The 22,390-nt window shown below is 39.7% G+C and carries 20 protein-coding genes; 16 read left to right on the top strand and 4 right to left on the bottom strand.

The features are described 5' to 3' along the window. The first annotated feature begins 200 nt into the window (after positions 1 to 200). Positions 201 to 1,643, top strand: a complete 1,443-nt coding sequence (locus Q0A12_RS06690) for a glycoside hydrolase family 1 protein (protein WP_291291885.1) — start codon at positions 201 to 203, stop codon at positions 1,641 to 1,643. A gap of 115 nt (positions 1,644 to 1,758) precedes the next feature. Here the strand turns inward: Q0A12_RS06690 and Q0A12_RS16410 are convergent, their stop codons facing one another. Both Q0A12_RS16410 and Q0A12_RS06685 read right to left on the bottom strand, forming a co-directional pair. Then, a complete protein-coding gene (locus tag Q0A12_RS16410) occupies positions 1,759 to 2,046 on the bottom strand; it encodes an ABC transporter permease (protein WP_366030964.1) in 288 nt (95 codons plus the stop codon). 125 nt (positions 2,047 to 2,171) lie between these two features. Next, the gene (locus tag Q0A12_RS06685; protein WP_291291884.1) at positions 2,172 to 2,777 is read right to left on the bottom strand and encodes an ATP-binding cassette domain-containing protein; all 606 of its coding nucleotides are present in this window, start codon (positions 2,775 to 2,777) and stop codon (positions 2,172 to 2,174) included. Positions 2,778 to 3,254: 477 nt separating this feature from the next. On the opposite strand from Q0A12_RS06685, the gene Q0A12_RS06680 reads away from it, so the two are divergent. The 5 genes from Q0A12_RS06680 to cydC all read left to right on the top strand — a co-directional run bounded on the left by Q0A12_RS06680 (position 3,255) and on the right by cydC (position 9,958). After that, positions 3,255 to 3,821: a hypothetical protein gene (locus tag Q0A12_RS06680; protein WP_291291883.1), complete on the top strand. Its 567-nt coding sequence runs from the start codon at positions 3,255 to 3,257 to the stop codon at positions 3,819 to 3,821. Between the two features lie 246 nt (positions 3,822 to 4,067). Further along, entirely contained in the window at positions 4,068 to 5,486 is a 1,419-nt protein-coding gene (locus Q0A12_RS06675) for a cytochrome ubiquinol oxidase subunit I (protein ID WP_291291882.1), read from the top strand. Continuing rightward, entirely contained in the window at positions 5,483 to 6,499 is a 1,017-nt protein-coding gene (gene cydB / locus Q0A12_RS06670) for a cytochrome d ubiquinol oxidase subunit II (RefSeq protein ID WP_291291881.1), read from the top strand. Before Q0A12_RS06675 ends, cydB begins: the two co-directional genes overlap by 4 nt. After that, the gene (cydD, locus tag Q0A12_RS06665) at positions 6,499 to 8,220 is read left to right on the top strand and encodes a thiol reductant ABC exporter subunit CydD (protein ID WP_291291880.1); all 1,722 of its coding nucleotides are present in this window, start codon (positions 6,499 to 6,501) and stop codon (positions 8,218 to 8,220) included. Before cydB ends, cydD begins: the two co-directional genes overlap by 1 nt. Beyond that, positions 8,213 to 9,958 carry a thiol reductant ABC exporter subunit CydC gene (gene cydC / locus Q0A12_RS06660; protein ID WP_291291879.1) on the top strand — a complete coding sequence of 582 codons (1,746 nt, stop codon included), beginning with the start codon at positions 8,213 to 8,215 and terminating at the stop codon, positions 9,956 to 9,958. Before cydD ends, cydC begins: the two co-directional genes overlap by 8 nt. A gap of 134 nt (positions 9,959 to 10,092) precedes the next feature. Here the strand turns inward: cydC and Q0A12_RS06655 are convergent, their stop codons facing one another. After that, the gene (locus Q0A12_RS06655) at positions 10,093 to 11,073 is read right to left on the bottom strand and encodes a polyprenyl synthetase family protein (RefSeq protein WP_291291878.1); all 981 of its coding nucleotides are present in this window, start codon (positions 11,071 to 11,073) and stop codon (positions 10,093 to 10,095) included. Positions 11,074 to 11,167: 94 nt separating this feature from the next. On the opposite strand from Q0A12_RS06655, the gene Q0A12_RS06650 reads away from it, so the two are divergent. From Q0A12_RS06650 to Q0A12_RS06605, 10 genes are all read left to right on the top strand, one after another. Continuing rightward, a complete protein-coding gene (locus Q0A12_RS06650; protein WP_291291877.1) occupies positions 11,168 to 12,070 on the top strand; it encodes a prenyltransferase in 903 nt (300 codons plus the stop codon). Between the two features lie 31 nt (positions 12,071 to 12,101). Then, on the top strand, positions 12,102 to 13,310 hold the full coding sequence (locus tag Q0A12_RS06645; RefSeq protein ID WP_291291876.1) for an NAD(P)/FAD-dependent oxidoreductase: 1,209 nt from the start codon (positions 12,102 to 12,104) through the stop codon (positions 13,308 to 13,310). Positions 13,311 to 13,596: 286 nt separating this feature from the next. Further along, complete coding sequence (locus tag Q0A12_RS06640) at positions 13,597 to 15,435, top strand: glucosaminidase domain-containing protein (RefSeq protein WP_291291875.1); 1,839 nt, start codon at positions 13,597 to 13,599, stop codon at positions 15,433 to 15,435. A gap of 250 nt (positions 15,436 to 15,685) precedes the next feature. Further along, positions 15,686 to 16,567: an AraC family transcriptional regulator gene (locus tag Q0A12_RS06635; RefSeq protein ID WP_291291874.1), complete on the top strand. Its 882-nt coding sequence runs from the start codon at positions 15,686 to 15,688 to the stop codon at positions 16,565 to 16,567. Positions 16,568 to 16,776: 209 nt separating this feature from the next. Next, positions 16,777 to 18,102 carry an extracellular solute-binding protein gene (locus tag Q0A12_RS06630; protein WP_291291873.1) on the top strand — a complete coding sequence of 442 codons (1,326 nt, stop codon included), beginning with the start codon at positions 16,777 to 16,779 and terminating at the stop codon, positions 18,100 to 18,102. Between the two features lie 141 nt (positions 18,103 to 18,243). After that, positions 18,244 to 19,134 carry a sugar ABC transporter permease gene (locus Q0A12_RS06625; protein WP_291291872.1) on the top strand — a complete coding sequence of 297 codons (891 nt, stop codon included), beginning with the start codon at positions 18,244 to 18,246 and terminating at the stop codon, positions 19,132 to 19,134. A 12-nt stretch (positions 19,135 to 19,146) separates the two neighbouring features. Then, the gene (locus Q0A12_RS06620; protein WP_291291871.1) at positions 19,147 to 20,004 is read left to right on the top strand and encodes a carbohydrate ABC transporter permease; all 858 of its coding nucleotides are present in this window, start codon (positions 19,147 to 19,149) and stop codon (positions 20,002 to 20,004) included. A gap of 4 nt (positions 20,005 to 20,008) precedes the next feature. Beyond that, positions 20,009 to 20,410 (top strand): RDD family protein, encoded by a 402-nt coding sequence (locus Q0A12_RS06615; protein ID WP_291291870.1) that lies wholly within the window; start codon positions 20,009 to 20,011, stop codon positions 20,408 to 20,410. Next, on the top strand, positions 20,411 to 21,565 hold the full coding sequence (locus tag Q0A12_RS06610) for a glycoside hydrolase family 88 protein (RefSeq protein WP_291291869.1): 1,155 nt from the start codon (positions 20,411 to 20,413) through the stop codon (positions 21,563 to 21,565). Between the two features lie 158 nt (positions 21,566 to 21,723). Beyond that, on the top strand, positions 21,724 to 22,224 hold the full coding sequence (locus Q0A12_RS06605; protein WP_291291868.1) for a general stress protein: 501 nt from the start codon (positions 21,724 to 21,726) through the stop codon (positions 22,222 to 22,224). On the opposite strand, the gene Q0A12_RS06600 is transcribed toward Q0A12_RS06605, so the two are convergent. After that, the coding region (locus Q0A12_RS06600; protein WP_291291867.1) for a hypothetical protein at positions 22,193 to 22,390 on the bottom strand (198 nt) is incomplete at its 5' end. The two genes, Q0A12_RS06605 and Q0A12_RS06600, sit on opposite strands and share 32 nt — an antisense overlap.

Genomic DNA, 22,390 nt, shown 5'->3' with positions numbered 1-22,390 from the left:
TATGATGACAAGCCAACGACTTAGTGCTATAGTTTAAAGTAAGAAAACCCACTTGGATTGTTACTGACTCGATCAGGCAAAACCTAAATAAGAAAACGCTCTTGGCAGCGGCTCTTATTTAGGTTTTTTATTTTTTTCGGGGATTTTTCAGTAATCAACTAGATAGGTTTATCAAAAGAAAACAAAAGGAGAACGAGCAAATGGCAAAATTTCCAGAAAATTTCTTATGGGGCGGCGCTACAGCGGCTAATCAGTTAGAAGGGGCCTATGATCGTGATGGCAAAGGATTGTCAGTGGCGGATGCAATGCCTGGGGGCAAACAACGTTTAGCGATTTTAGGTAGTGACACCTTTGATTGGACGATTGATGAGGACAAATATACCTATCCAAATCATCGCGGGATCGACCATTATGACCGTTTCAAAGAAGATATCGCTTTGTTTGCTGAAATGGGCTTCAAGAGCTATCGTTTTTCGATTGCATGGACACGCATTTTTCCAAAAGGAGATGAGACGACACCTAATGAAGCAGGTCTAGCCTTCTATGACGCATTAATTGATGAATGTTTGAAATATGGTATTGAACCCGTTGTAACGATTTCTCACTATGAGATGCCTTTACATTTAGCGAAAGAATATGGTGGCTGGAAAAATCGGGCATTGATCGCTTTCTATGAGCGTTTTGCAAAAGTCGTTTTGGAGCGTTTCCATAGTAAAGTCAAATATTGGATGACCTTCAATGAAATCAACTCTGCTTTCCATTTCTCCGCATTGAGTCAAGGAATGGTCAACAGCACGGGTGCCAGCGACTTCACTAATGTGATCCAAGCATGGCATAACCAATTTGTTGCTAGCAGTAAAGCAGTAAAAATTGGGCATGAATTGAATCCTGAGTTACAAATTGGCTGCATGATCATTTATGCTACGACCTATAGCATTGATGCCAACCCAGTTAACCAAGTAGCAACAATGATTCATAACCAAGCCTTCAACTATTATTGCGCAGATGTTCAAGTACGTGGGAAATATCCAGCATTTACTGATCGCTTGTATAAAGAGCATGGGGTCAAGAAGGAAGATCTTGATATTACCGAAGAAGATTTAGCATTGATTGCTAAGTATACTGTCGATTATATTGGATTTAGCTACTACATGTCTTCTGCCGTGGATATCACCACAGAAGAAGCGGATGAAGTGCAAGGTAACTTGTTGGGTGGCGTCCGCAATCCATTCTTGGAAGCAAGTGAATGGGGCTGGCAAATCGACCCAGAAGGACTGCGCATTGCGTTGAATGAACTGTATGATCGTTACCAAAAACCATTGTTTATCGTGGAAAACGGCTTAGGTGCCATCGATACCTTCAATGAAGAAGGCAAAATCGAAGACGATTACCGTATTGATTACTTACGTCGTCACATTGAAGCAATGGGTGAAGCAATTGAAGATGGTGTTGATCTTATGGGCTATACACCGTGGGGATGTATTGACCTTGTCAGTGCGTCAACCGGTGAAATGAGCAAACGCTACGGCTTTATCTACGTGGACTTTGATGATGAAGGCAATGGTACAATGGATCGTTCGAAGAAAAAATCTTTCGACTGGTACAAACAAGTCATTGCAACAAATGGAGAAGATTTAGCATAAGATTAATCTTAGATTTTTATAACCGCACAACGAATAATGCTCGTTGTGCGGTTATTTTGATGGGGAAATATAATTTTGTCCAAGTATTTTGTGAGATAATAGTTGGCCCTTTTTTCTAACCTTGGATTTTCCGTTGATAAATTACTCGGGCAGCAACCCATGAAAGAATAATTAGGACAATGCACCAAATAAATGCAATAAAAATCGGTGGGGTTGCTTCAGCCATCATCAGACCACGTAGTGCATTTATAATAGGAGACATAGGTTGATATTTAGCGAAAAAAGCTAAAGCCGTCGGCATAGTATCTGTTGGCACAAATCCTGAACTTAGGTAGGGAAGGAGAGTAATTAGGATTGTAAAAGCAGCAGCTGTCTCAGGGCTTTTTGCTAAAATTCCTATCACAACAGATTAAATCTTGACTTGCTACAACTCTTACGAATGATGCGTTTTGGGCAATGCACTGGAATAAAACACCAGGGACAACAGTATATTACTCTTAAATAGGGTATAGCTTTCAGATCATACATTCATTTTTCTTTTCCTCTCTCAAAAATTTTTAGAAAAATACCTTTTAAAGACGTATCTTTTTGTCTGAAGCGATCAACGGTAATGGAGAACTTATTTAGTTGCTCTAAAACTTTTGTGGGCTCATCTAGAAAGAGTAGTTGGGAATCGCCGATAAAGCTCATCGCTATATCTAGACGTCGGCGCATTCCGCCGGAATAGTCTTTAACTAGCCGATTGGCAGCTTCGACTAGGTCAAACCGCGTGAGAAGGTCTTCAATCACCGTTTTCTTGTCTTTGATATGCCGTAACTCGCACATCATAGAGAGATTCTCTTTTCCGGTAAGTTCGTGGTCAACTGCAGCAAATTGACCGGTAAGACTTATAATCTGGCGAATTGCTGCTGCTTCAGTTGCCAATTGGCAGCCTGCAATTTCTACAGTTCCATTATCGGGAGAAAGTGTTGTGGTAAGAATCTTGATCAAAGTTGTTTTACCTGCACCATTTGAACCGAGGAGAACAAATATTGTTCCTTGATTGACCGATAATCTTACATCTTTTAGCACCATTTTCTGTTTAAAAGATTTTTGCAAATGTTTCACGTGAAGCATTTTTGACAAAGTTGACATATAACTTCCTCTTTTCTTTAAGATAGCTTCACTATATAGAGGTTTACGAATACTGGCTTTATTATTTCAATATATTGAAAAAGAAGGTGAATAAATGAACACTTATGGAAGTACAATCAAATAAATTCGCAAAAGCAAGGGATTGATGTTAAAAGAATTAGCGGATGATCATTTGTCTGTTTCGCTGTTATATCAATTTGAGAACAATAAAACAACAATTTCTTGTGAGAGATTTCATTTACTTTTAGAAAAATTAGAAGTTAGTTATGAGGAGTTTTTTTAACCCACTATGGTAAAAAACGTTCAGAAACGAAGCAGCGAATCATTGATTATGTTCAATATATGTATATGGAGGTAGCTTCTTTAGAGGACTTAGTCATTTTACACAAAGAATATCAGCGATTAGCTATGTATTTTTAGCAAAACTATTCATTGGAGTTAGATCATTTTTTGCAATTGATCCGTTTTGATTTAGCAATGAAAGAAGAGATCTTAAAAGGAAATGCTTTGTTGGAAGCTTATCCAAAGCACCGACACTACCTTAACAATGCCAAATATTATCTTTTGAATACTGAGGAATGGGGAATTTATGAACTAAAATTATTTAGTCGTGTCGCTGTTTCACTGGAACCAAGTATCACATGGCATTGTTTGAAGCTAGCCTTAAGAAAAAGTGAGCGTTATGCGAGTATTCCAGGAAATAAGCTCATTATTTATGAAACCTTGACCACGGTATTTTCTATTTTCTGTTTATTTAAAGAAAAAAGATACGCAACCAAAACATTGGCAGTTTGGAAAGCCCAAATCTACCAAGAAGAAAACGTAGAACAAGCAATGTTTTTACCTTTTTATGAAGGATGGATTGCTTGGTTGAAACAGGAAAATGAGCAGGCAGCAGCCTTAATGGATCGTACGCTTGGATATTTAGAAACTTTGAACTTATCAAAAACAGCCACTGAATATTCAGAGCTCAAACGATTGATTTTAGCAGATAATTTTCCGGGAATCATTTTTCATGATCCTTTACTCGAAAAATTAAGTTGATAGTAGTTTTCCGTTTTTCAAGTGTAAAAATTAGAATTTACTAAACAATAGTAGTAGTATTGGTATAGATAGATTTTTGCTTGTGAAAACGTTTCAATTTTAAAAAATGACTAGTAAGGGATTAAAAAATAGAGATAGCAGGCAAGTTGCTTCTTTTTTATTTGAGAGAGGAGTATATTCGTATTTGGAATTTTTCTTTATTTGGAATTATTTTAATTTATTTTTTTAGAATTAGGGGGATGTAAAATGGATATTGTGACACTAGCACGAATCCAGTTCGCGATGACGACGATTTTTCACTTTTTCTTCGTACCGTTTTCGATCGGAACGGGTGTCGTTGTTGCAATCATGGAGACACTTTATGTGATCAAAAAAGATGAAAAATATCGCCGGATGACAAAGTTTTGGGGGAATATTTTTCTATTAAGTTTTGTGGTAGGAGTGGTAACTGGGATTATCCAAGAATTTCAATTTGGAATGAACTGGTCAGACTATTCCCGTTTTGTTGGGGATATTTTTGGTGCTCCTTTGGCGTTGGAAGCATTGCTCGCTTTCTTTTTGGAGTCGACTTTCTTAGGATTGTGGATTTTTACATGGGACAAAGTTAGCCCTAAATTGCATATGACATTCTTTTGGTTAGTGACCATTGGTTCCATGTTATCTGCTTTTTGGATTTTAGCTGCCAATAGTTTTATGCAACATCCAGTGGGCTACACGTTAAAAAATGGTCGTGCGGAAATGACAGATTTTGGCGCATTGCTAGCTAACCCACAAGTTTGGTTTGAGTTTCTGCATGTTATTACTGCAGCAATTGCTATGGGAGGAATTCTAATCGCAGGAATGTCAGCTTTCCAATTGTTGAAAAAAGACAAGAAAGTTGATCGCGACTTTTTCAAAAAGTCAATGAGAATTGGTTTTGCAGTAGCATTGTTCGGATCAATTACGGTATTGATCGCAGGTGACGAACAAATGAAGTATTTGGTTGAAGAACAACCAATGAAATTTGCCGCAATGGAAGGTACCTATGAAGATACTGGTGATCCGGCGGCATGGACTGTGGTTGCTTGGGCAAATGAACGAGAACACAAACGAGTATTTGGCGTTGAAATTCCTTATATGTTAAGTATTCTTGCCTTCAATGAGCCATCTGGTTCCATTGATGGAATGAACAAAATCAATCAAGAACTAATTGAGCGTTACGGAGATCGGAACTATTTTCCTCCGGTCAACACATTGTTTTGGAGCTTCCGGATCATGGCTGGCTTTGGCGCATTAATGCTATTAGTTTCTTCATTGGGATTATTCTTTACACGAAAGAAAAAACCATCTCTGTTTGAGAAACGCTGGATGCTTTGGGTAGTAGCTGTGACATTGTTCACACCATTTATCGCCAATACAGCGGGGTGGCTGATTACAGAATTGGGACGTTACCCGTGGACGGTTTATGGACTATTTACAATAGAAGATAGTGTTTCGCCAAATGTCTCGGCGACCTCACTTGTTATCTCGAACATTGTTTATTTTGTTCTTTTTTCTGGCTTGGCACTAACGATGATTTATTTGATTCGACGAGAGTTAGGACATGGGCCTGAAAATAACCAGATGGAAGGAACGCTGCACGAAGCAGACGAAGATCCATTTGATAAGGAGGCGTTTGAAGGATGACCGGATTGCAATTAATGTGGTATGTGTTGATTGGTATTTTATTTGCCGGTTTCTTCTTTTTAGAAGGATTTGACTTTGGTGTAGGGATGTCTGTTCAGACATTGACCCACAATGATCATGAAAAAGATCAGATCGTGCAGACAATCGGACCGGTGTGGGATGGAAATGAAGTTTGGTTGATCACAGCAGGAGGCGCAATGTTTGCTTCTTTCCCTTACTGGTATGCCTCTTTATTCAGTGGCTACTATTTGATTTTGTTATTGATACTAGTTGGATTGATTATACGGGGTGTTTCATTTGAGTTTCGGGCAAAAATGCCTGATGAACGCAAAAATATGTGGAATTGGACATTAACCATTGGCAGTACATTAGTTCCTTTTATGTTTGGCCTCTTATTTACAAGCATGGTGCAAGGTATGCCAATCGATGCAAAGGGAAATATGTCTGCCCACTTTACTGACTATGTCAATCTTTTCTCAGTCGTTGGTGGAATTGCTTTGACATTGTTGTGCTACTTACATGGGTTGAACTATATCGCATTGAAGACTACTGGTCCGATTCGTGAGCGCGCAAGAAACTATGCAAGTGCTTTTTACGGCGTATTGTATTTCGGTTTGGTGGCATTTGCGGTATTGCTTTATTTCAAAACAGATTTCTTCGAAAAACATTTTGCTGTGACACTTCTTTTGCTGATTGTGATTGTGGCGTTGACGTTGATAGCGAATATCGCTGTATTTAAAAGGAAAGAAATGGTGGCATTCATTGCTAGTGGATTGACTATGGTGGCGCTCGTTGGCCTACTATTCTCTGGTTTATTCCCACGGGTATTGATCAGTTCAATCGATTCTAGTTATGATTTGTTGATTGCGGAAGCTTCATCGAGTCACTATACATTGAAAATCATGAGTTATTTATCACTGACAATCTTGCCGTTTGTTTTAGCGTATACAGCCTGGACCTACTATATTTTCCGTAAACGGATTAGTCATACTGAGCTGACGGAGGGTTATTAATGATCGACAAACAAATCATAGGGCTTCCTGGAATGAAACGGTTAATGGGATTGCTTGCAGGACTTTCTTTCCTGCAAGCTCTCTTCATCATTGGCCAAGCTTATGGTCTTGCAAAGGGAATTACGGGATTATGGGAAGGACAATCGTTAGAAGAGCAGTGGGGCTGGATGCTGCTGTTCTTTTGTTCTTTTTTGGGACGTCATGGTATTGTTTATTTTCGGACAAAGAAATTGGACAGCTATAGTTACCAGCAGGCCACTGAATTACGTAATCAATTATTGGAAAAGATTTTCCGCGTAGGGCCACAAATTGTTCAACAAGAAGGTACGGGTAACATTACGACGATGGTATTGGAAGGTATCAGCCAAGTTGAAAACTATTTACAGCTGATATTGGCAAAAATCATGAATATGTCGATCATTCCTTGGGTGATTCTGGCATTAGTTTTTTATTTAGATTGGATTTCTGGGCTAGTTTTGCTACTGGTTTTTCCGCTGATCATTATTTTCATGATCATATTAGGCTACGCAGCGCAAAGTAAAGCTGAAAAACAATATCGTACATTTCAATTATTGTCCAATCACTTTATTGATTCGTTACGAGGAATTGACACATTAAAGCTCTTTGGAATCAGTAAAAAGTATGGAAAAAGTATCTTTGCTTCTAGCGAACGTTTTCGTAAAGCCACGATGGGATCTTTGAAAGTCGGGATTCTTTCAACCTTTGCATTGGATTTCTTCACAACATTATCCATCGCTGTAGTGGCAGTTTTGCTTGGATTACGTTTAATTAATGAAGAAATTTTGTTATTTCCAGCTTTAACGATTTTGATTTTATCTCCGGAGTATTTCTTGCCGATTCGTGATTTTTCAAGTGATTACCATGCAACATTAGATGGGAAAAATGCGATGACTGCTGTTTCCGCGATTTTAACTGAGCCAGAAGCAGCTATCGACCCAGTGTCTTTGCCTCAATGGCAAGATAGTTCAGAATTGTCGATTGATTCGTTAGCTTTTAATTATGGAGAAAAACCTGTTCTGAAGGATATTGCATTGAAGGTCAAGGGTTTCCAAAAAATCGGGATTATTGGAATGAGTGGCTCTGGAAAATCAACGCTGATCAATAACTTAAGCGGCTTTTTGATTCCAAACCAAGGCACTATTACTTTTGATGGTCAAAGCATGCCTGCATTAAGACAATCAGATTGGCAACAGCAGCTAGTCTATATTCCCCAAAATCCCTACATCTATCGGATGACTTTGCGAGAAAACGTGGCTTTCTATCAACCAAATGCCACTGAAGAACAGGTACGGCAAGCTATCGAAGTTGCAGGGTTGACGAAATTAGTTCAAGAATTGCCCCATGGAGTGGATACGATGCTAGGGGAAGGTGAACGCCATCTAAGTGGTGGTCAAGCGCAACGAATCGCGTTGGCCCGTGCCTTTTTAGACCAGCATCGGAAAATTTTATTGTTTGATGAGCCAACTGCTCATCTAGATATTGAAACAGAAGTAGAATTGAAAGAACGAATGCTTCCCTTGATGGAGAATCATCTGGTCTTCTTTGCAACACACCGCTTGCACTGGATGGAAGAAATGGATCAAATCTTAGTCATGGATCAAGGAAGAATTGTGGAGCGAGGCACATTGGCAGAATTACAAGCTAAAAATGGTGCTTTCGTTTCGTTAGTCAAAGGGATGAGGAGGGAACAACTTGAATAAAATCGGTCTTTGGCGTTCGCTAAAAACAGATACTTGGGTCAAACCTTTCCTTTCAAAATACAAAAGGGCTCTTGTCGCAGCGCTGTTTTTAGGGTTTATGACGTTCTTTTGCGGAGGCGCGTTGATGTTTAATTCAGGCTATCTGATTAGCCGCTCTGCCTCAATTCCTGAGAATATTTTACTCGTCTACATCCCTATTGTTTTAACCCGAGCCTTTGGGATTGGACGTCCAGTTTTTCGTTATGTTGAACGATTGACAAGTCATAATTGGGTGTTGCGAATGACCTCAAACTTACGACTAAAGCTGTACAATGTTGTCGAAAAGGATGCGGTTTTCTTTAAACAGACTCATCGTACGGGGGATATCTTGGGGTTATTAGCAGAGGATATCAATCATATCCAAAACTTGTATTTGCGAACGATTTTTCCTACGGTGATCGCTTGGTTATTGTACACGTTTCTGATTATTGGATTAGGCTACTTTTCAGTAGGATTTGCATTGGTGATGCTGCTCTTGTTAGGAACAAACGTATTTGTATTACCTCTTTGGTCCGTTGTGGTCAACGGTGCCCGCCAAGAAAAGCAAAAACAAATGAAGAATCAATTATATACAACGTTGACTGACAATGTATTAGGGGTTTCGGATTGGGTGTTTTCACAACGAGGTACGGAATATGTCAACGAGCACAAACAGTTGGCAGCAAATCTGCGAAGTGTCGATGAAAAAATCAAACGTTTCGATCGAAAAAGAGATTTCCTTTTGCAAGTGATCTTCGGTGTAATCACTGTGGCTTTGATTGTCTGGACGAGTCAACGATTTCCTGGCAATCATGGAGGCTTAGCGAATTGGATCGCAGCGTTTGTTCTTTGTGTATTTCCTTTGGTAGATGCTTTCGCGCCATTGCCTTCAGCGGCACAAGAAACCAATATTTATAAAGATTCGATCGATCGTTTTAATGCATTACCAGAAAAAGAGGAACAAAAACCTACTGCTGCAACTATAGCTGCACCTTACAACATAGAGGTAGATCAGGTTAGTTTCCATTATCCATCTGAAAAAGAGGTCTTAAAAAATCTTAGTCTCACCATTCCCGCACATCAAAAGCTGGCAATATTAGGGCGTAGCGGTTCTGGGAAAAGTACCCTTGCTTCTTTACTGAGAGGGGACTTATTGCCAACTAAAGGTAAAATCACTTTGAATGGTGAATCTGTAGCAAGTTTTGGTGAAGAGATTAGTGAATGGATCGGTGTAATCAATCAGAGTCCTTATCTATTTCACACAACGATTTTAAACAATTTACGGATTGGTAATGAAGAAGCGTCGGAAGAAGAAGTTTGGGAAGTTTTGAAACGAGTAGGTTTATCAGAAATGGTGCAATCTTTACCAGACGGTCTAAGAACCATGGTGGATGAAGCTGGATTACGCTTTTCTGGCGGTGAACGTCATCGGATGGCATTGGCACGAATTCTTTTGAAGAAAGCACCGATTATTTTATTAGATGAGCCGACAGTTGGGCTAGACCCAATCACCGAGCAAGCAGTTTTAGAAACGTTTTTCAATGAATTAGAAGACAAAACGATTATTTGGATCACCCATCATCTACAAGGAATCTCATTAATGGACCAAGTCATTTTTATTGAAGATGGCGAATTAACGATGAGTGGTACACCTGCAGAGTTAGCTGCCGAAAATCAACATTTTCAACAGTTATTGGCTATTGACCAAGGTCGTTTGTAAGAAAAATAGAAAAAAGTGATGGGAATGGGGGTTAGTTTTGAGGAGCGAGTGCTCCTCAAAACTCTTCACTGTTTCTCCAAAGGATACTTGTTTTCCAGAGAAAGCAGTATTGGTGGGATGGTGCTAGCGAATGTTTAATAATTTCGTTGCAAAAGCAGTTGTGTGAGTTCACGAATTTTTTCTTTGCTAGGGGTGTTCGGCAGCAGTTCGATGTCGGCTAACGCTTGTTTAGTATAAGAAACCGCGAAATCAGTAGCTTTTTCAACGCCGTGATACCGACGAACCAATTCAGCGACTTCTATGGCTTCCTCGGTGGTCAATGCGCTTTTTTTAGTCAAATATCTTTCAAAGGCGCTAGGATTTTGTTCTTTAGCAAAGAGCAAAGGTAATGTATAAACACCTTGTGCCAAATCTTCAAGAACGGGTTTTTTCAACGTTCCGGAATCTGCTGTATAGTCCAAAATATCGTCAAAAACTTGAAAAGCGATGCCGATGTTGCGTCCGATTTCACCAGCTCGTTCTTGGTTTTCTAAATCGAGACCGCCGAAATGAGCCCCTTCGATACAGGCCAACCAGAACAGCTCAGCTGTTTTTCCATTGATACTTTGTAAGTATTCATCAATGGACTCATTCAGGTTATAGCGAGTGTGCATCTGGTCTAATTCGCCTAACAAAAGGCGTTTCATTGCTTGGGCATTTGTAGCTAAAAAAGGCGAACCATTCATACTCTCGATTAATAGTTCAAAAAATTGGGTGAAGAGTAGATCACCTGTGTAAACAGCGATATCTTTGCCATATTTTGCTTGGACTGTAATGCGTCCGCGGCGCAACGGCGAATCATCAATGATATCATCGTGAATCAAGGTTGCCATATGTAAGATTTCTAATGAAGCAGCAATTTTAGTTAATTGATCATTTTTTTCATCAATGGGCTCGCCTAGATCGGCGAATAAGAAAAATAGTGCGGGACGCAGCATTTTTCCTCCCGAATAAGTAAAATCAACTAATACATCTTGTATTTCTTTGTTACGAATAGTTACTCGTTCTTCAATGATCGAACAGACAGTTTTAAGCCTTTGCTCGATCGAAGGATAATCGATCCAAAAATTCAACATATTAAAACCCTTTCTACCAGTCATTCAGCCCTTATTCTAACTTAAAGGGAGATGATTGACTAGTTAAGTGCATTTATCAAAAGGAGATGAGTATTTGACACTCCCAGTATTTTTGGAGCTTGTGGAATTTAAAGCAAAAACAGCCAGTGTCCTCCCATTTTTTATTGGGATTTGTTACAGCTGGTACAACTATGGCTCAATTCATTTAGGTTATGTAGTGCTGTATTTTATTGCTATGTTGATTTTCAACATGGCGGTAGATATTTTAGATAATTACAATGATTATCATCATGCAACAGAAGTTCATGATTATAAAGAAAAAACGAATATTATCGGACGGGAAAACCTCTCACTTAAACTTGTTTTCCGTCTAATGATTAGCATGATCGTGGTTTCGGCAGTGATGGGTATCGTATTGGCTTATTTCGTTGGCTGGCCCTTGTTTTGGATGGGGCTTTATTGTTACTTGATCGGAATTTTTTATTCATCCGGTCCACGGCCGTTATCAAGTTTACCGCTGGGTGAATTTTTTTCAGGATTTACGATGGGCTTCATGATTTCGTTGATTTGTGTGTACTTGAATACTTACGAAACATTTCAATGGGATGGCGCAACATTGGGAGGGATTTTTCTGATTGCATTACCCAATACAGTGTGGATCGCTAATTTGATGCTAGCCAATAATATTTGTGATTTAGAAGAAGATGAAAACAACAATCGCTACACATTGGTACATTACTTAGGAAAAGGTCGTGGGTTGCGGCTATTTATCCTTTTGAACATCATCGCTTTTTGTGCGATTTTGATGGCAGTGGTTCTGCATATAGCACCATGGACGATGTTGTTGACATTTCTTGTGTTACCATTTGTCTGGAAACAGACAAAATTATTTATGCATAAACAGATCAAACGTGAAACATTTGTCTGTGCGGTAAAAATCCTCGCGGTTGGGGCATGCGCACAAGTCATTAGTTTTGCTATCGGTTTGATTTTATAATTTTTTAGAAAAAGAAAGGAAGTAAGTAGAAATGAAGGAAGTTGTCATTTTAGGAGCAGGTTATGCAGGATTACGGGCTTTGCATGTGTTGCAAGGAGCAAGCGGTGATTTTCATATCACATTAGTAGATAAGAACGATTACCATTATGAAGCGACAGATTTACATGAAGTAGCTGCTGGAACGCAGCCAAGAGAGCGAATCAGTTACGATATCGCTGATGTGGTTCGTCCACAAAAAACAACTTTTCTCCAAAATGAGGTAGCCACCATCGATCGTCAGAATCAGCGCGTCCTATTTACGGATCAAACTTCTCTTTCCTATGATTATTTGATCATAGGCTTGGGTTTTGAATCAGAGTCATTTGGGATCCCAGGTGTTAATGAAAATGCGCTAGAAATGGTAGATGTGGATTCAGCAGAAAATATTTACCATCATTTATTGAAACAAATGGAAGAGTACAAGAAAACCAAAGATCCAGATTTATTGAAAATCGTGGTCTGTGGTGCAGGATTCACTGGAATAGAACTCCTAGGTTCTTTGGTCGAAAATCGGAAGGAATTTGCTGAGCTTGCAGGTGTTCAACCAGAAGAAATCAAACTTTTCTGTGTCGAAGCAGTTACACGATTATTGCCAATGTTTGAAGAAAACTTATCTGCCTATGGCATCAATAACTTGGTAAAATGGGGCGTTGAATTTTTAACTGGAAAACCAATCAAAGAAATCAAACCTGGCGTAGTCGTTTATCAAACGGATGCTGAAACAGGTGCGACGGAAGAATTATCTGCTAAGACAATTATTTGGACAACAGGAGTCAGTGGAAGCCATGTCATGGCAGACTCTGATTTTTCAGCTCGTCGTGGCCGTGTGATGGTCAATCAGGATTTAAGCGATCCAGACCATAGCAATGTGTTTGTGGTTGGGGATGTGTCTGCTGTACTGGATCCTGCAACAAATCGTCCGTATCCAACGACAGCACAGATTGCTTTAAAAATGGGGTATCATGCTGCCAAGAACTGTCTGCATTTGATTAAAGGGGAAAAGACGGAAGACTTCCATTTTGAGTCTTTAGGATCTGTCGCCTCGATTGGGAATACTCACGCGTTTGGTTTGGTGGGTAAGATGCCTGTAAAAGGCTATCCAGCATCTTTTGTTAAAAAAGCCATTATGGACCGCTCCTTGTTCCTAACTGGTGGGGTCAAAGAAGTGTTAGCGAAAGGCCGTTTTGATTTTTATCATTGAGTCTCTAACTAGTGGATCTGCCAGAAGCATGGTGGGCACACCGTTGAAATAGTTGTGATAGTAGTAAAAATAGACAGAGATACCCGTCTCATGCTGGGTGTTTCTGTCTATTTACTAAGATTCAGCATTTTTTACTATCTTATACGATCTAAGACGAATGACATTGATTGTACACTCTGATAAGTAATCATGAGTGATGTGAAAAATCGAGCTAGAAAAACCCACTTTTGTACCTTTATTAAAAAAGTGTTAGAATAAAGAGACTATGTTTGCTAGGAGGCAAGAAATGACGATTCGTAAAGAAAGACGCCGTTTAGAAAAACGATTAAAGCGTTCATTATTAACAAAAAAAGGGTTGACGATGGCTACTACTGTAGTGGCAGGCTCAACGATTGCACCAAATTTAGTTTTAGCCGCAGAAACAGCAACTTCAGAAGATGCAAAAAATCAAGCTGAAATCGCTGACAATCAAAACACAGAAGAGAATCAATCGAACGATTCAACAGTAGAAAACACTCAAAGTAGTGTAGAGGAGTCCAGTGCAACTGAAGAAACAACAGAATCAGCTGACTCTGGTGAAGCGCAATCCAGCATGCCACCTGAAGAGACGACAACATCACAGGAAACAATCACAGAGGATACACCATTAGTTGAATCGCCGATTGCTGTTGCACGATCATCAATATTTTCTATTCGTGCGGATACAAGTGGCTTTATCGCTCAAGCTAGTGGTTATGCAGCGGAAGTAGCTGCCGCCAATGATTTGTATGCGTCAGTCATGATTGCTCAAGCGATCCTAGAATCTGGCTGGGGTACTTCGGCTTTGACTACCCAAGCCAATAATATGTTTGGAATCAAAGGAAGCTACAATGGACAGTATGTTGAGATGGCTACTTTAGAAGATAATGGTTCCGGTAATTATTATCAAATTATGGCAAAATTCCGTAAATATCCGTCTCTAAGAGAATCTTTCCAAGATAATGCGTATGTCTTACGAAATACCAGTTTTGCTGCCGGAAGTTATTATTACAGCGGCGCTTGGAAGAGCAATACGAACTCGTATACAGAAGCAACGGCTTGGTTGCAAGGACGCTATGCGACGGATACTTCCTATGCTAGCAAATTGAATAATCTTATTTCAACATATAATTTAACTCAATATGATAGTGGTACTTCGACCGGAAACGGTGATGCGAACAACGCTGAAACTTCTGTTGAAGAAAATACCATTCAAAAGCAGATGAAAACGACGGCGTCTATGAATATCCGCTCGGATGCATCTACTACAGCAATAGTTACCGGATCCCTTACAGCGAATACAACCTTTACGGCAGTGGCGGTCAAAACAGGAACGAGTGTCAATGGTAATACCAACTGGTACAAAATTTCTGGCAAAGGTTGGGTCAGCGGGGCGTATTTAACAGAAGTAAACTCCGGTTCGTCATCAAGCAATACAAACACGAATGACAATACAGCCAATAGCGGAATCAATCAAAAAATGAAAACGACGGCGACATTGAATATCCGTTCTACAGCATCGACCAGCGGCAGTATCGTTGGCTCATTGAGACAAGGCAGCACGGTGACAGCAACAGCAGTCAAAAATGGCACCAGTGTCAAAGGCAATACGAAATGGTACTATGTTTCAGGAAAAGGCTGGGTCAGTGGAGCGTATTTAACGAGTGATTCTAGCTCATCGTCGAATACATCAAATGCAACCAATACTGGTAATTCAATCAACCAAAAGATGAAAACCACAGCGACATTGAATATCCGTTCTACAGCATCGACCAGTGGCAGTATCGTTGGTTCATTGAGTCAAGGTAGTACCGTGACAGCAACAGCAGTTAAAAATGGTACTAGTGTTAACGGGAATAACAAATGGTACTATGTTTCAGGCAAAGGCTGGGTCAGTGGTGCTTATCTAACGAATACAACTACGAATACTTCTTCCAGCAATAGTTCTGCTAATAATAGTTCTTCAAAAAAATATCATACCGTTAAATCGGGTGATAGTCTGTGGTCTCTTGCGCAAAAGTATGGTAGTAGTATCGACCAAATCACCGCATGGAATCACTTGACCAACAATATTATTTATGTTGGTCAAAAGTTGATCGTGAAATAGAAACGACTGATTTCGTTTAATTCAAAAGAAAATCAATCAGCATTACCCGATACACATTTGTGAGATTGGGTAATGCTTTTTTGCTGGTTGATTAGTAATAAAAAGTGCTGAGGATAGATTTATTGTGAAGGCGGCTTAGAATCATGCTGTTCACCTTTTTTAAAGAATTCAAGCAGATTTTGGTTTCGTCCCCCCTATGGAGTTTCCTATTTTTTCGGTAAAATAGAAAGCAAAGAAAGGAGTAAGGCGTATGAAGACGATTGTTTATAGTGGGATGATGAACGGATTGACGATTGATCGCTCACGACGAGATAGTACCTATAATATGGTGAAGCATTGGCATTCCGAATGCGAAATCCAATATTTTATAGAAGGGAACCGCTATTTTTTAATTGGAGAAAAAACCTATCAAGTCCAACCTGGTACGCTGGTTATGATCCACCCGGACTGTGTCCATAATACATTTTCAGGAAAGTATATTTACCATGATCGTGTACTTGTTCTTTATGAGGCCAGTAAATTTCCAAGAATCACTCAATCCATGGGGGAAGATCTGGAGACCTTTTTTTTAAAACATCATGGAATTATGCAGGTTCCGCCAGCGGACCGCGCTTACGTGCAGACGCTCTTAGCGAATATCGCAGATGAAGTGATCCAGAAAGAATACAATTACCAAGTAATGGTCGAAACAAAATTAATCGAACTTTTTATTTTTATTCAAAGGATCAAGAACTTCCGGGGGTTTTCCGATGAACCATCAGAAACTTTAGGAGAACAGAGTGAGTTAGTTAATCAAATTACTGCCTTTATCCGTCGAAACTATGCATCGATTCATTCATTAGAACAAATCGCTTCGTCTTTTTATCTCGACAAATCCTATTTATGCCGTATCTTCAAACGAACAACAGGCTACACCATCACTGAATATACCAATATTCAACGGATTCGACAGTCCCAACGATTACTGGAAGATACAGATTGGGACATTGCTGAAATAGCGAGAAAAAGTGGGTACAGTAACATCGCCTATTACAATCGTGTATTCAAAAAATATACAGAAACATCCCCTTTACAGTACCGCAAGAAACAAATTGCCTATAAAGAAAGTCTGCGAGAAAAAAATAATTTCTAAACACGCACTCACCCATAGCAAATATGAAATGAGTATTATTTTCCTGTTAAAAAAGTCAATATTGTACAAATTCGCGAATAATCTGTCACTTTTTTGTGCAAGTTTCGCTTGCCTATTGCTGAGACAATTTCTGTCCGATAAAATCAGTAAGCGGATACATAAATGAAAAATTGTAAACGTGTGCATTTTATAAAGGAGGAAATAATAAGATGAAGAAGATGTTAGTTGGCAGTCTTTTTAGTATTTTAGTTCTAGCAGCATGTGGCTCACAGCCTGAAGCTACTGGTTCCAGCAGTGGTTCAACAAAAGATGCAGAAGAAGTGACGATTAAATTTGCTTGGTGGGGCGCGGATAATCGCCATGAAGCGATGCAAGAGGTGGTGGCTCTTTTTGAAGAGGAATATCCGCATATCACGGTTAACACAGAGTATGGGGCGTGGGATGGATGGCAAGAAAAGACATTGACACAGTTATCAGGTAAAACTGAAGCAGACGTGATGCAAGTCAATTATAATTGGCTCTTTTCATTCGGGAAGGGCAAGAATATCTTTATGGACTTGAATGAGGTCAGTGATTATTTGACGCTAGACAATTGGGAAAAATCTTATTTAGAAGCGATGCAAGTGGGTGGTGAACAAGCAGCGGTTCCCCACGGAATGACTGGGCGGGTTCCTCTAATGAACCAAGCCCTTTACGAAGCCAATGGTTTGGAACTACCGACGACTTATGATGATCTTTTGGCAGCAGGAGAAGTCATCGCAAAAGGGAATACTCCGACGGGTGAAGATAATCAGTACGCTTATCTCAATGTGGGGGAGTTTTCACTAGATCTGTTTATTGCTCAGATGCTTTACAACTACACAGGAAAGATCATGCAGACCGATGGAACAGTCAACTACAGCGTGGATGAAGTGAAAGAAGTGCTGGAAAGATATAAAGAATTAGAAGACGCTGGGGCACTACCGACCTTTGAACAAACAAGCCCAATCGATACGGAATCAAATCCTCAATGGGTAGAAGGCAATGCAGGCTCTGTTTATGAGTGGGCGAATTCACTGGCGAAATGGACGAATTCATATAAAGGCGGCGATGGGTTAGATGAGTTAGTTGTAGGTGATTTCTTGCAGGTTGATGCAGCCTCCAAACCAACTATCTATGTTAAACCAAACTTTGGCTATGCCATTTCAAAAAATTCCAAACATCCGGAAGCAGCAGCTACTTTTATTGAATTCTTGTTTACCAATGAGCAAGCAGTAAAAGCTGCTGGAGATTCACTGGGTATCTCCAGCAACACGGTTTGTTACGATCTTCAAGTAGCGAATCAATTGGTTGAAGGTGCTGTGGCAGATGGCTATGCCAAATTGGATGACTATGACCAAACGGTGTTAGATCCATACTTTGAAGACGAGAACGTGCGAGGAGAAAGATACACGGTTTACGAAGCCTTTCGGACAGGGAAGTTCACCTCGGAGGAAGCTGCACAGCAATTCATTGAGAAACAGCAAGCAGCGCTTGATAAGTATTATCAAGAATAGGAAGAAATGAGAAGGAATGCGAGACTTAGGTAGGTCTCGTACCCTTCTTTTTCCGAAATAAAATTGGCCTTGAGTGAGAATGTCTGGAAGTAACTCGTTAGTGTCCGGACGTTCATTTAGAAGATAAAGGAGTCAAATGCGATGTTGAAAAAAATGAAAAGAACGAACTGGGTGATCTATTGTATGCTGATGCCATGGATCATCGGCTTCCTAGTCTTTAAAGTTTACCCAATCATTATTTCTTTTTACTACAGTTTGTTAGAATACCCCATTTTAGGTGATCCCGAGTTTGTCGGATTACAAAACTATCTTGAGATTTTTACGAAAGACGATACCTTTACTGCGAGTTTTTTTGCAACAATCAAATACGTGTTGATTGGTACACCAGCAGTTATTATTGTTTCTTTTGCAGTAGCAGCAATCTTGAATTTTAAACTTAAAGGTGTCAATTTCTTTCGTACCGCGTATTATATTCCTTCTATTTTAGGAGGAAATGTAGCTGTTTCCATTTTATGGACCATGCTATTTGATGTCAACGGACCTGTGAATATGGTGCTGAGTGTTTTTACACTTGGGAATGATGTGGCTATTAACTGGACAAAAGACCCAAAGTTCGCGATTTTTACACTGATCATTTTAAAAACTTGGCAGTTCGGTTCGACCATGCTGATTTTCTTATCTGCATTACAAGGTGTTTCTAAAACTATTTATGAAGCTGCGGAAATGGATGGGGCTTCAAAAATAAGACAACTGTTCAATATTACTGTGCCGATTATTACCCCCGTTATTTTGTTCAATGCCGTCAATGTTTTAGTCAAAGCATTTCAAGAGTTTAACTCTGCGTATTTGATCACTAAAGGTGGACCGAATAAGACGACTTATTTCTTGAATCTTTATATTTATGATCAAGCCTTCCAAAATGGGAATTATGGCTATGCCAGTGCGTTGACCTGGATTTTGCTGGTGATCATCGGTATATTTACGATCATTATTTTCAAGTCATCTGATCGGTGGGTATTTTATAATGATTAAGGGGGCTGAATAATGGAAATGAGTAAATCAAGAAGACGGATAAATGAAATCATTCGTTATGGATTATTGATTGGTGTGGGGATTGTCTTGATTTATCCGTTGCTGTGGATGATTGGTTCCGCATTTAAGGAGAATCGCGACATTTTTGGTAGCTTGAGTATTTTCCCTCCAAGCGAGCGTGTGGTGACAACGAATTTTTCCGATGCTTGGCAGCTGACGCGAGACCATTCTATCTGGTTTTTCTTTGGGAATACACTAAAATTTTTGATTCCGAAAACGATTTTTACAGTTTTATCTTGCGTGATTACCGCCTATGTGATTGCACGAAAATCGTTTAAAGGGAAAAAATTTGTCTTTGGTGCCGTAATCGTTACATTATTGATGCCAGAACTAGCTTTTCGCATTCCGTTGTATCTGTTGTACCGCGAAGTAGGACTTTTGGATAGCTTTGCCAGCCTTTATGTAGCGGATATTTTCGCTAGTTCTTCGTTTTTTGTATTTATGATCATTCAATTTATGCGAACGATCCCTAGGGAGTTAGATGAAGCAGCAGTGATGGATGGGTGTAATGAATTTCAGATTTTGTTCAAAATCATCATTCCAGTAATCAAACCGATTCTGATTACCGTTGCCTTGTTAAGCTTTATGTGGGGCATGAATGATTTCCAAGGACCATTGATTTATTTGAATAGTTCAGATAAGACAGTTCTATCAGTAGCATTGAAACAACTATTAGACGGCGAAGCAATGGTCTCCTACGGAAGAGTCTTTGCTGCTTCTTGCTTGGGGCTGTTACCGATGATTGCCATTTTCTTTATGGGATCACGATACTTTGTTGATGGTGTTGCTTCTACAGGAAGTAAAGAATAGTCATATGTTGATCAGAAGAATTCTTGCACAAATCGTTGATTTTGTCTTAGGGATTTTAACGCTGTTTTTAGTCTTTATAGGAGGAATTCCGATAATCAGTCGTGTTATCAATAATGACTTTGTCGCTGTTTTGACTGCGATTTTTTTGATGTGCGGCGTGTATTTTGCCCTACAGTATCCATTCATGCAAAATCAGCAGACGATTGGAAAAGCATTCTTTCAGCTGCAGATCGTTTCCACAGATAAATATCGCAAGAATGTTCCAGTAGCAGTCATTTTTCAACGAGAGATTTTATGCAAATTAGCCAGCTGTTTCTTCATTTGTCTGCCGCTACTGCTTGACAAAGAAGGAGGGCATGAAGCGTCTACACATACAAAGATAAGAATTGGCAAAGGAGAAAAATAGTTGGAAGAAATAAGAAAATTTTTGGATCAATTCATCGCACACTCTTCACCGGAAGCACCCATTTGGAATCAAGAGGCTCGATTAGCTAATCAGCCAATCTGTTGGAGCTATATCGATGGTTGCATGATTCTGGCGATCCAATACATGTTTAATGCAACACAAGACGAGAATTATCTTGCGTTTGCTGAAACTTTCATTGATTACTACATTGATGAGGAAGGGAATCCGTTGGGGTACGATGAAGGGGAATATAACTGTGACGCAGTTAACGAAGGGAAAGTATTGTTTCAGTTATATGCAATCACTAAGAAAAGCAAATACCGCAAGGCTCTAGATAAGCTGTATCGGCAAGTTTTGTTGCAGCCGCGCACTAAGGAAGGAAGTATGTGGCACAAGTTGCTCTACCCGCAACAAGTTTGGTTAGACGGTTTATATATGGTTCAACCATTTGCGATCCAATACCAACTAACGTTTGGCAATTCCAAAGATGTCAGTGATGTGATCAGACAATTCAAAAATGTCATGGAGTCAATGAAAGATCCGCGAACAGGATTGCTGTATCACGGATACGACTGTACGCGAACAGCATTTTGGGCGCAGCCAAAGACAGGTTGCAGCGCAAACTTTTGGACTCGTTCTCTTGGCTGGTATGCTATGGCATTAGTTGATACACTTGAAATTTTACTGTCCCATGAAGGCTATCACCAAGAAAAACAGCAGCTGCAGCGCTATTTAACGGAACTCATAGAGGCAGTAATACCTTATCAAGATCCAAAGACGAGTCTCTTTTTTCAAGTAACCGATAAGCCAAAGGGTGAAGAAAATTATTTAGAAACGAGTGGATCTGCTGCTTTGAGTTATGTGATGCTAAAAGCCAGTCGATTAGCTATTCTCCCTTCACAATATAAAAAGATTGGCGAAACGATCCTACGTGCGCTTGTAAAGCATAAATTGGTTATTAAAAACGGGAAATTTACGTTGAAAGATATTTGTTTGGTTGCTGGTTTAGGAGGGATGCCAGGTAAAGGTAACTATAAAATCAGAGATGGTTCCTATGAGTATTATATTTCAGAACCAGTTGTCAACGATGATGCTAAAGGCATCGGACCGTTCGTTTATGCTTACAGTGAATGGTTGCAACTGCAGCGCCAATAAAGAAAGCGTTCCTTATCATTTTCGTAAGCGCAAACAAACCATTTGGTCTCCTTCACAGAGTAAGATACAATGAACGGGTAGGCCCCTTTCTTCGATCAGAAGACAAGTGCCGAAAGATTGACCGATTTCATGCGTACACAAAATAAGGAGGCTTTCAAATGGATAAAAGAAACCTAACAATTATTGGTAGTTACGACACTCGGACAGAAGCATTGGTAGCAATTGATCAACTGCGAGATGAAGGTTATGGCAAAGACGACATTGTTTTGTTCGCGAATGCCACCATCATTGAACAGTTTGGTTTAAATACATTGGATAGTGCAGAAGTAGAAGCGACTGGAGGATCAGATGACGATCGTTCAATGTGGGAAAAAATCAAAGATGCTTTCTCTTTTGGGGACTATGACCATCACACGATTGACGACGAAAGTGATCCTTTATTCGCCTATCGTGATGACCTTGAGCAAGATCGTTTAGTGGTGGGAGTCTACGATTATCACGCAACCGATCGAATCGAAGAAACAGATACAGCGATCATTGATCAACCTGTTACAGGTGAAACGGCAATGCCAGATGAATCGGTTCAGCCGACGCCGCGCATGGGAGACAGCGATGTCGAAGCACCAATCAATGATCCCAATCACTTGCGCAATTTATAAAAAAAGCGCCATCACCAAGTAAAAAATGATTTTTTAATTTAAAGATAGCAGTGCTGATAATGGCTGCTATCTCTTTTTGCGTATTGGTACAAAGTGTAAGAAGGCTGATTTTATGTGACAACGATTTATTCATTTGTTGGTCGTTTCTTTTTTTTGTATAATAGAT

This window comes from Enterococcus sp. (genome assembly GCF_022711995.1).
Classification (GTDB): domain Bacteria; phylum Bacillota; class Bacilli; order Lactobacillales; family Enterococcaceae; genus Enterococcus_D.
This window is presented reverse-complemented; position numbering and strand designations above follow the sequence as displayed.

What these genes read in the sequence shown, in the direction of transcription:
- Q0A12_RS06690 (WP_291291885.1), top strand. Translation starts at nt 201, where the DNA reads ATGGCAAAATTTCCAGAAAATTTCTTATGGGGCGGCGCTACAGCGGCT.
- Q0A12_RS06685 (WP_291291884.1), bottom strand. Translation starts at nt 2,777, where the DNA reads ATGTCAACTTTGTCAAAAATGCTTCACGTGAAACATTTGCAAAAATCT.
- Q0A12_RS06680 (WP_291291883.1), top strand. Translation starts at nt 3,255, where the DNA reads ATGAAAGAAGAGATCTTAAAAGGAAATGCTTTGTTGGAAGCTTATCCA.
- Q0A12_RS06675 (WP_291291882.1), top strand. Translation starts at nt 4,068, where the DNA reads ATGGATATTGTGACACTAGCACGAATCCAGTTCGCGATGACGACGATT.
- cydB (WP_291291881.1), top strand. Translation starts at nt 5,483, where the DNA reads ATGACCGGATTGCAATTAATGTGGTATGTGTTGATTGGTATTTTATTT.
- cydD (WP_291291880.1), top strand. Translation starts at nt 6,499, where the DNA reads ATGATCGACAAACAAATCATAGGGCTTCCTGGAATGAAACGGTTAATG.
- Q0A12_RS06655 (WP_291291878.1), bottom strand. Translation starts at nt 11,073, where the DNA reads ATGTTGAATTTTTGGATCGATTATCCTTCGATCGAGCAAAGGCTTAAA.
- Q0A12_RS06645 (WP_291291876.1), top strand. Translation starts at nt 12,102, where the DNA reads ATGAAGGAAGTTGTCATTTTAGGAGCAGGTTATGCAGGATTACGGGCT.
- Q0A12_RS06640 (WP_291291875.1), top strand. Translation starts at nt 13,597, where the DNA reads ATGACGATTCGTAAAGAAAGACGCCGTTTAGAAAAACGATTAAAGCGT.
- Q0A12_RS06635 (WP_291291874.1), top strand. Translation starts at nt 15,686, where the DNA reads ATGAAGACGATTGTTTATAGTGGGATGATGAACGGATTGACGATTGAT.
- Q0A12_RS06630 (WP_291291873.1), top strand. Translation starts at nt 16,777, where the DNA reads ATGAAGAAGATGTTAGTTGGCAGTCTTTTTAGTATTTTAGTTCTAGCA.
- Q0A12_RS06625 (WP_291291872.1), top strand. Translation starts at nt 18,244, where the DNA reads ATGTTGAAAAAAATGAAAAGAACGAACTGGGTGATCTATTGTATGCTG.
- Q0A12_RS06620 (WP_291291871.1), top strand. Translation starts at nt 19,147, where the DNA reads ATGGAAATGAGTAAATCAAGAAGACGGATAAATGAAATCATTCGTTAT.
- Q0A12_RS06615 (WP_291291870.1), top strand. Translation starts at nt 20,009, where the DNA reads ATGTTGATCAGAAGAATTCTTGCACAAATCGTTGATTTTGTCTTAGGG.
- Q0A12_RS06605 (WP_291291868.1), top strand. Translation starts at nt 21,724, where the DNA reads ATGGATAAAAGAAACCTAACAATTATTGGTAGTTACGACACTCGGACA.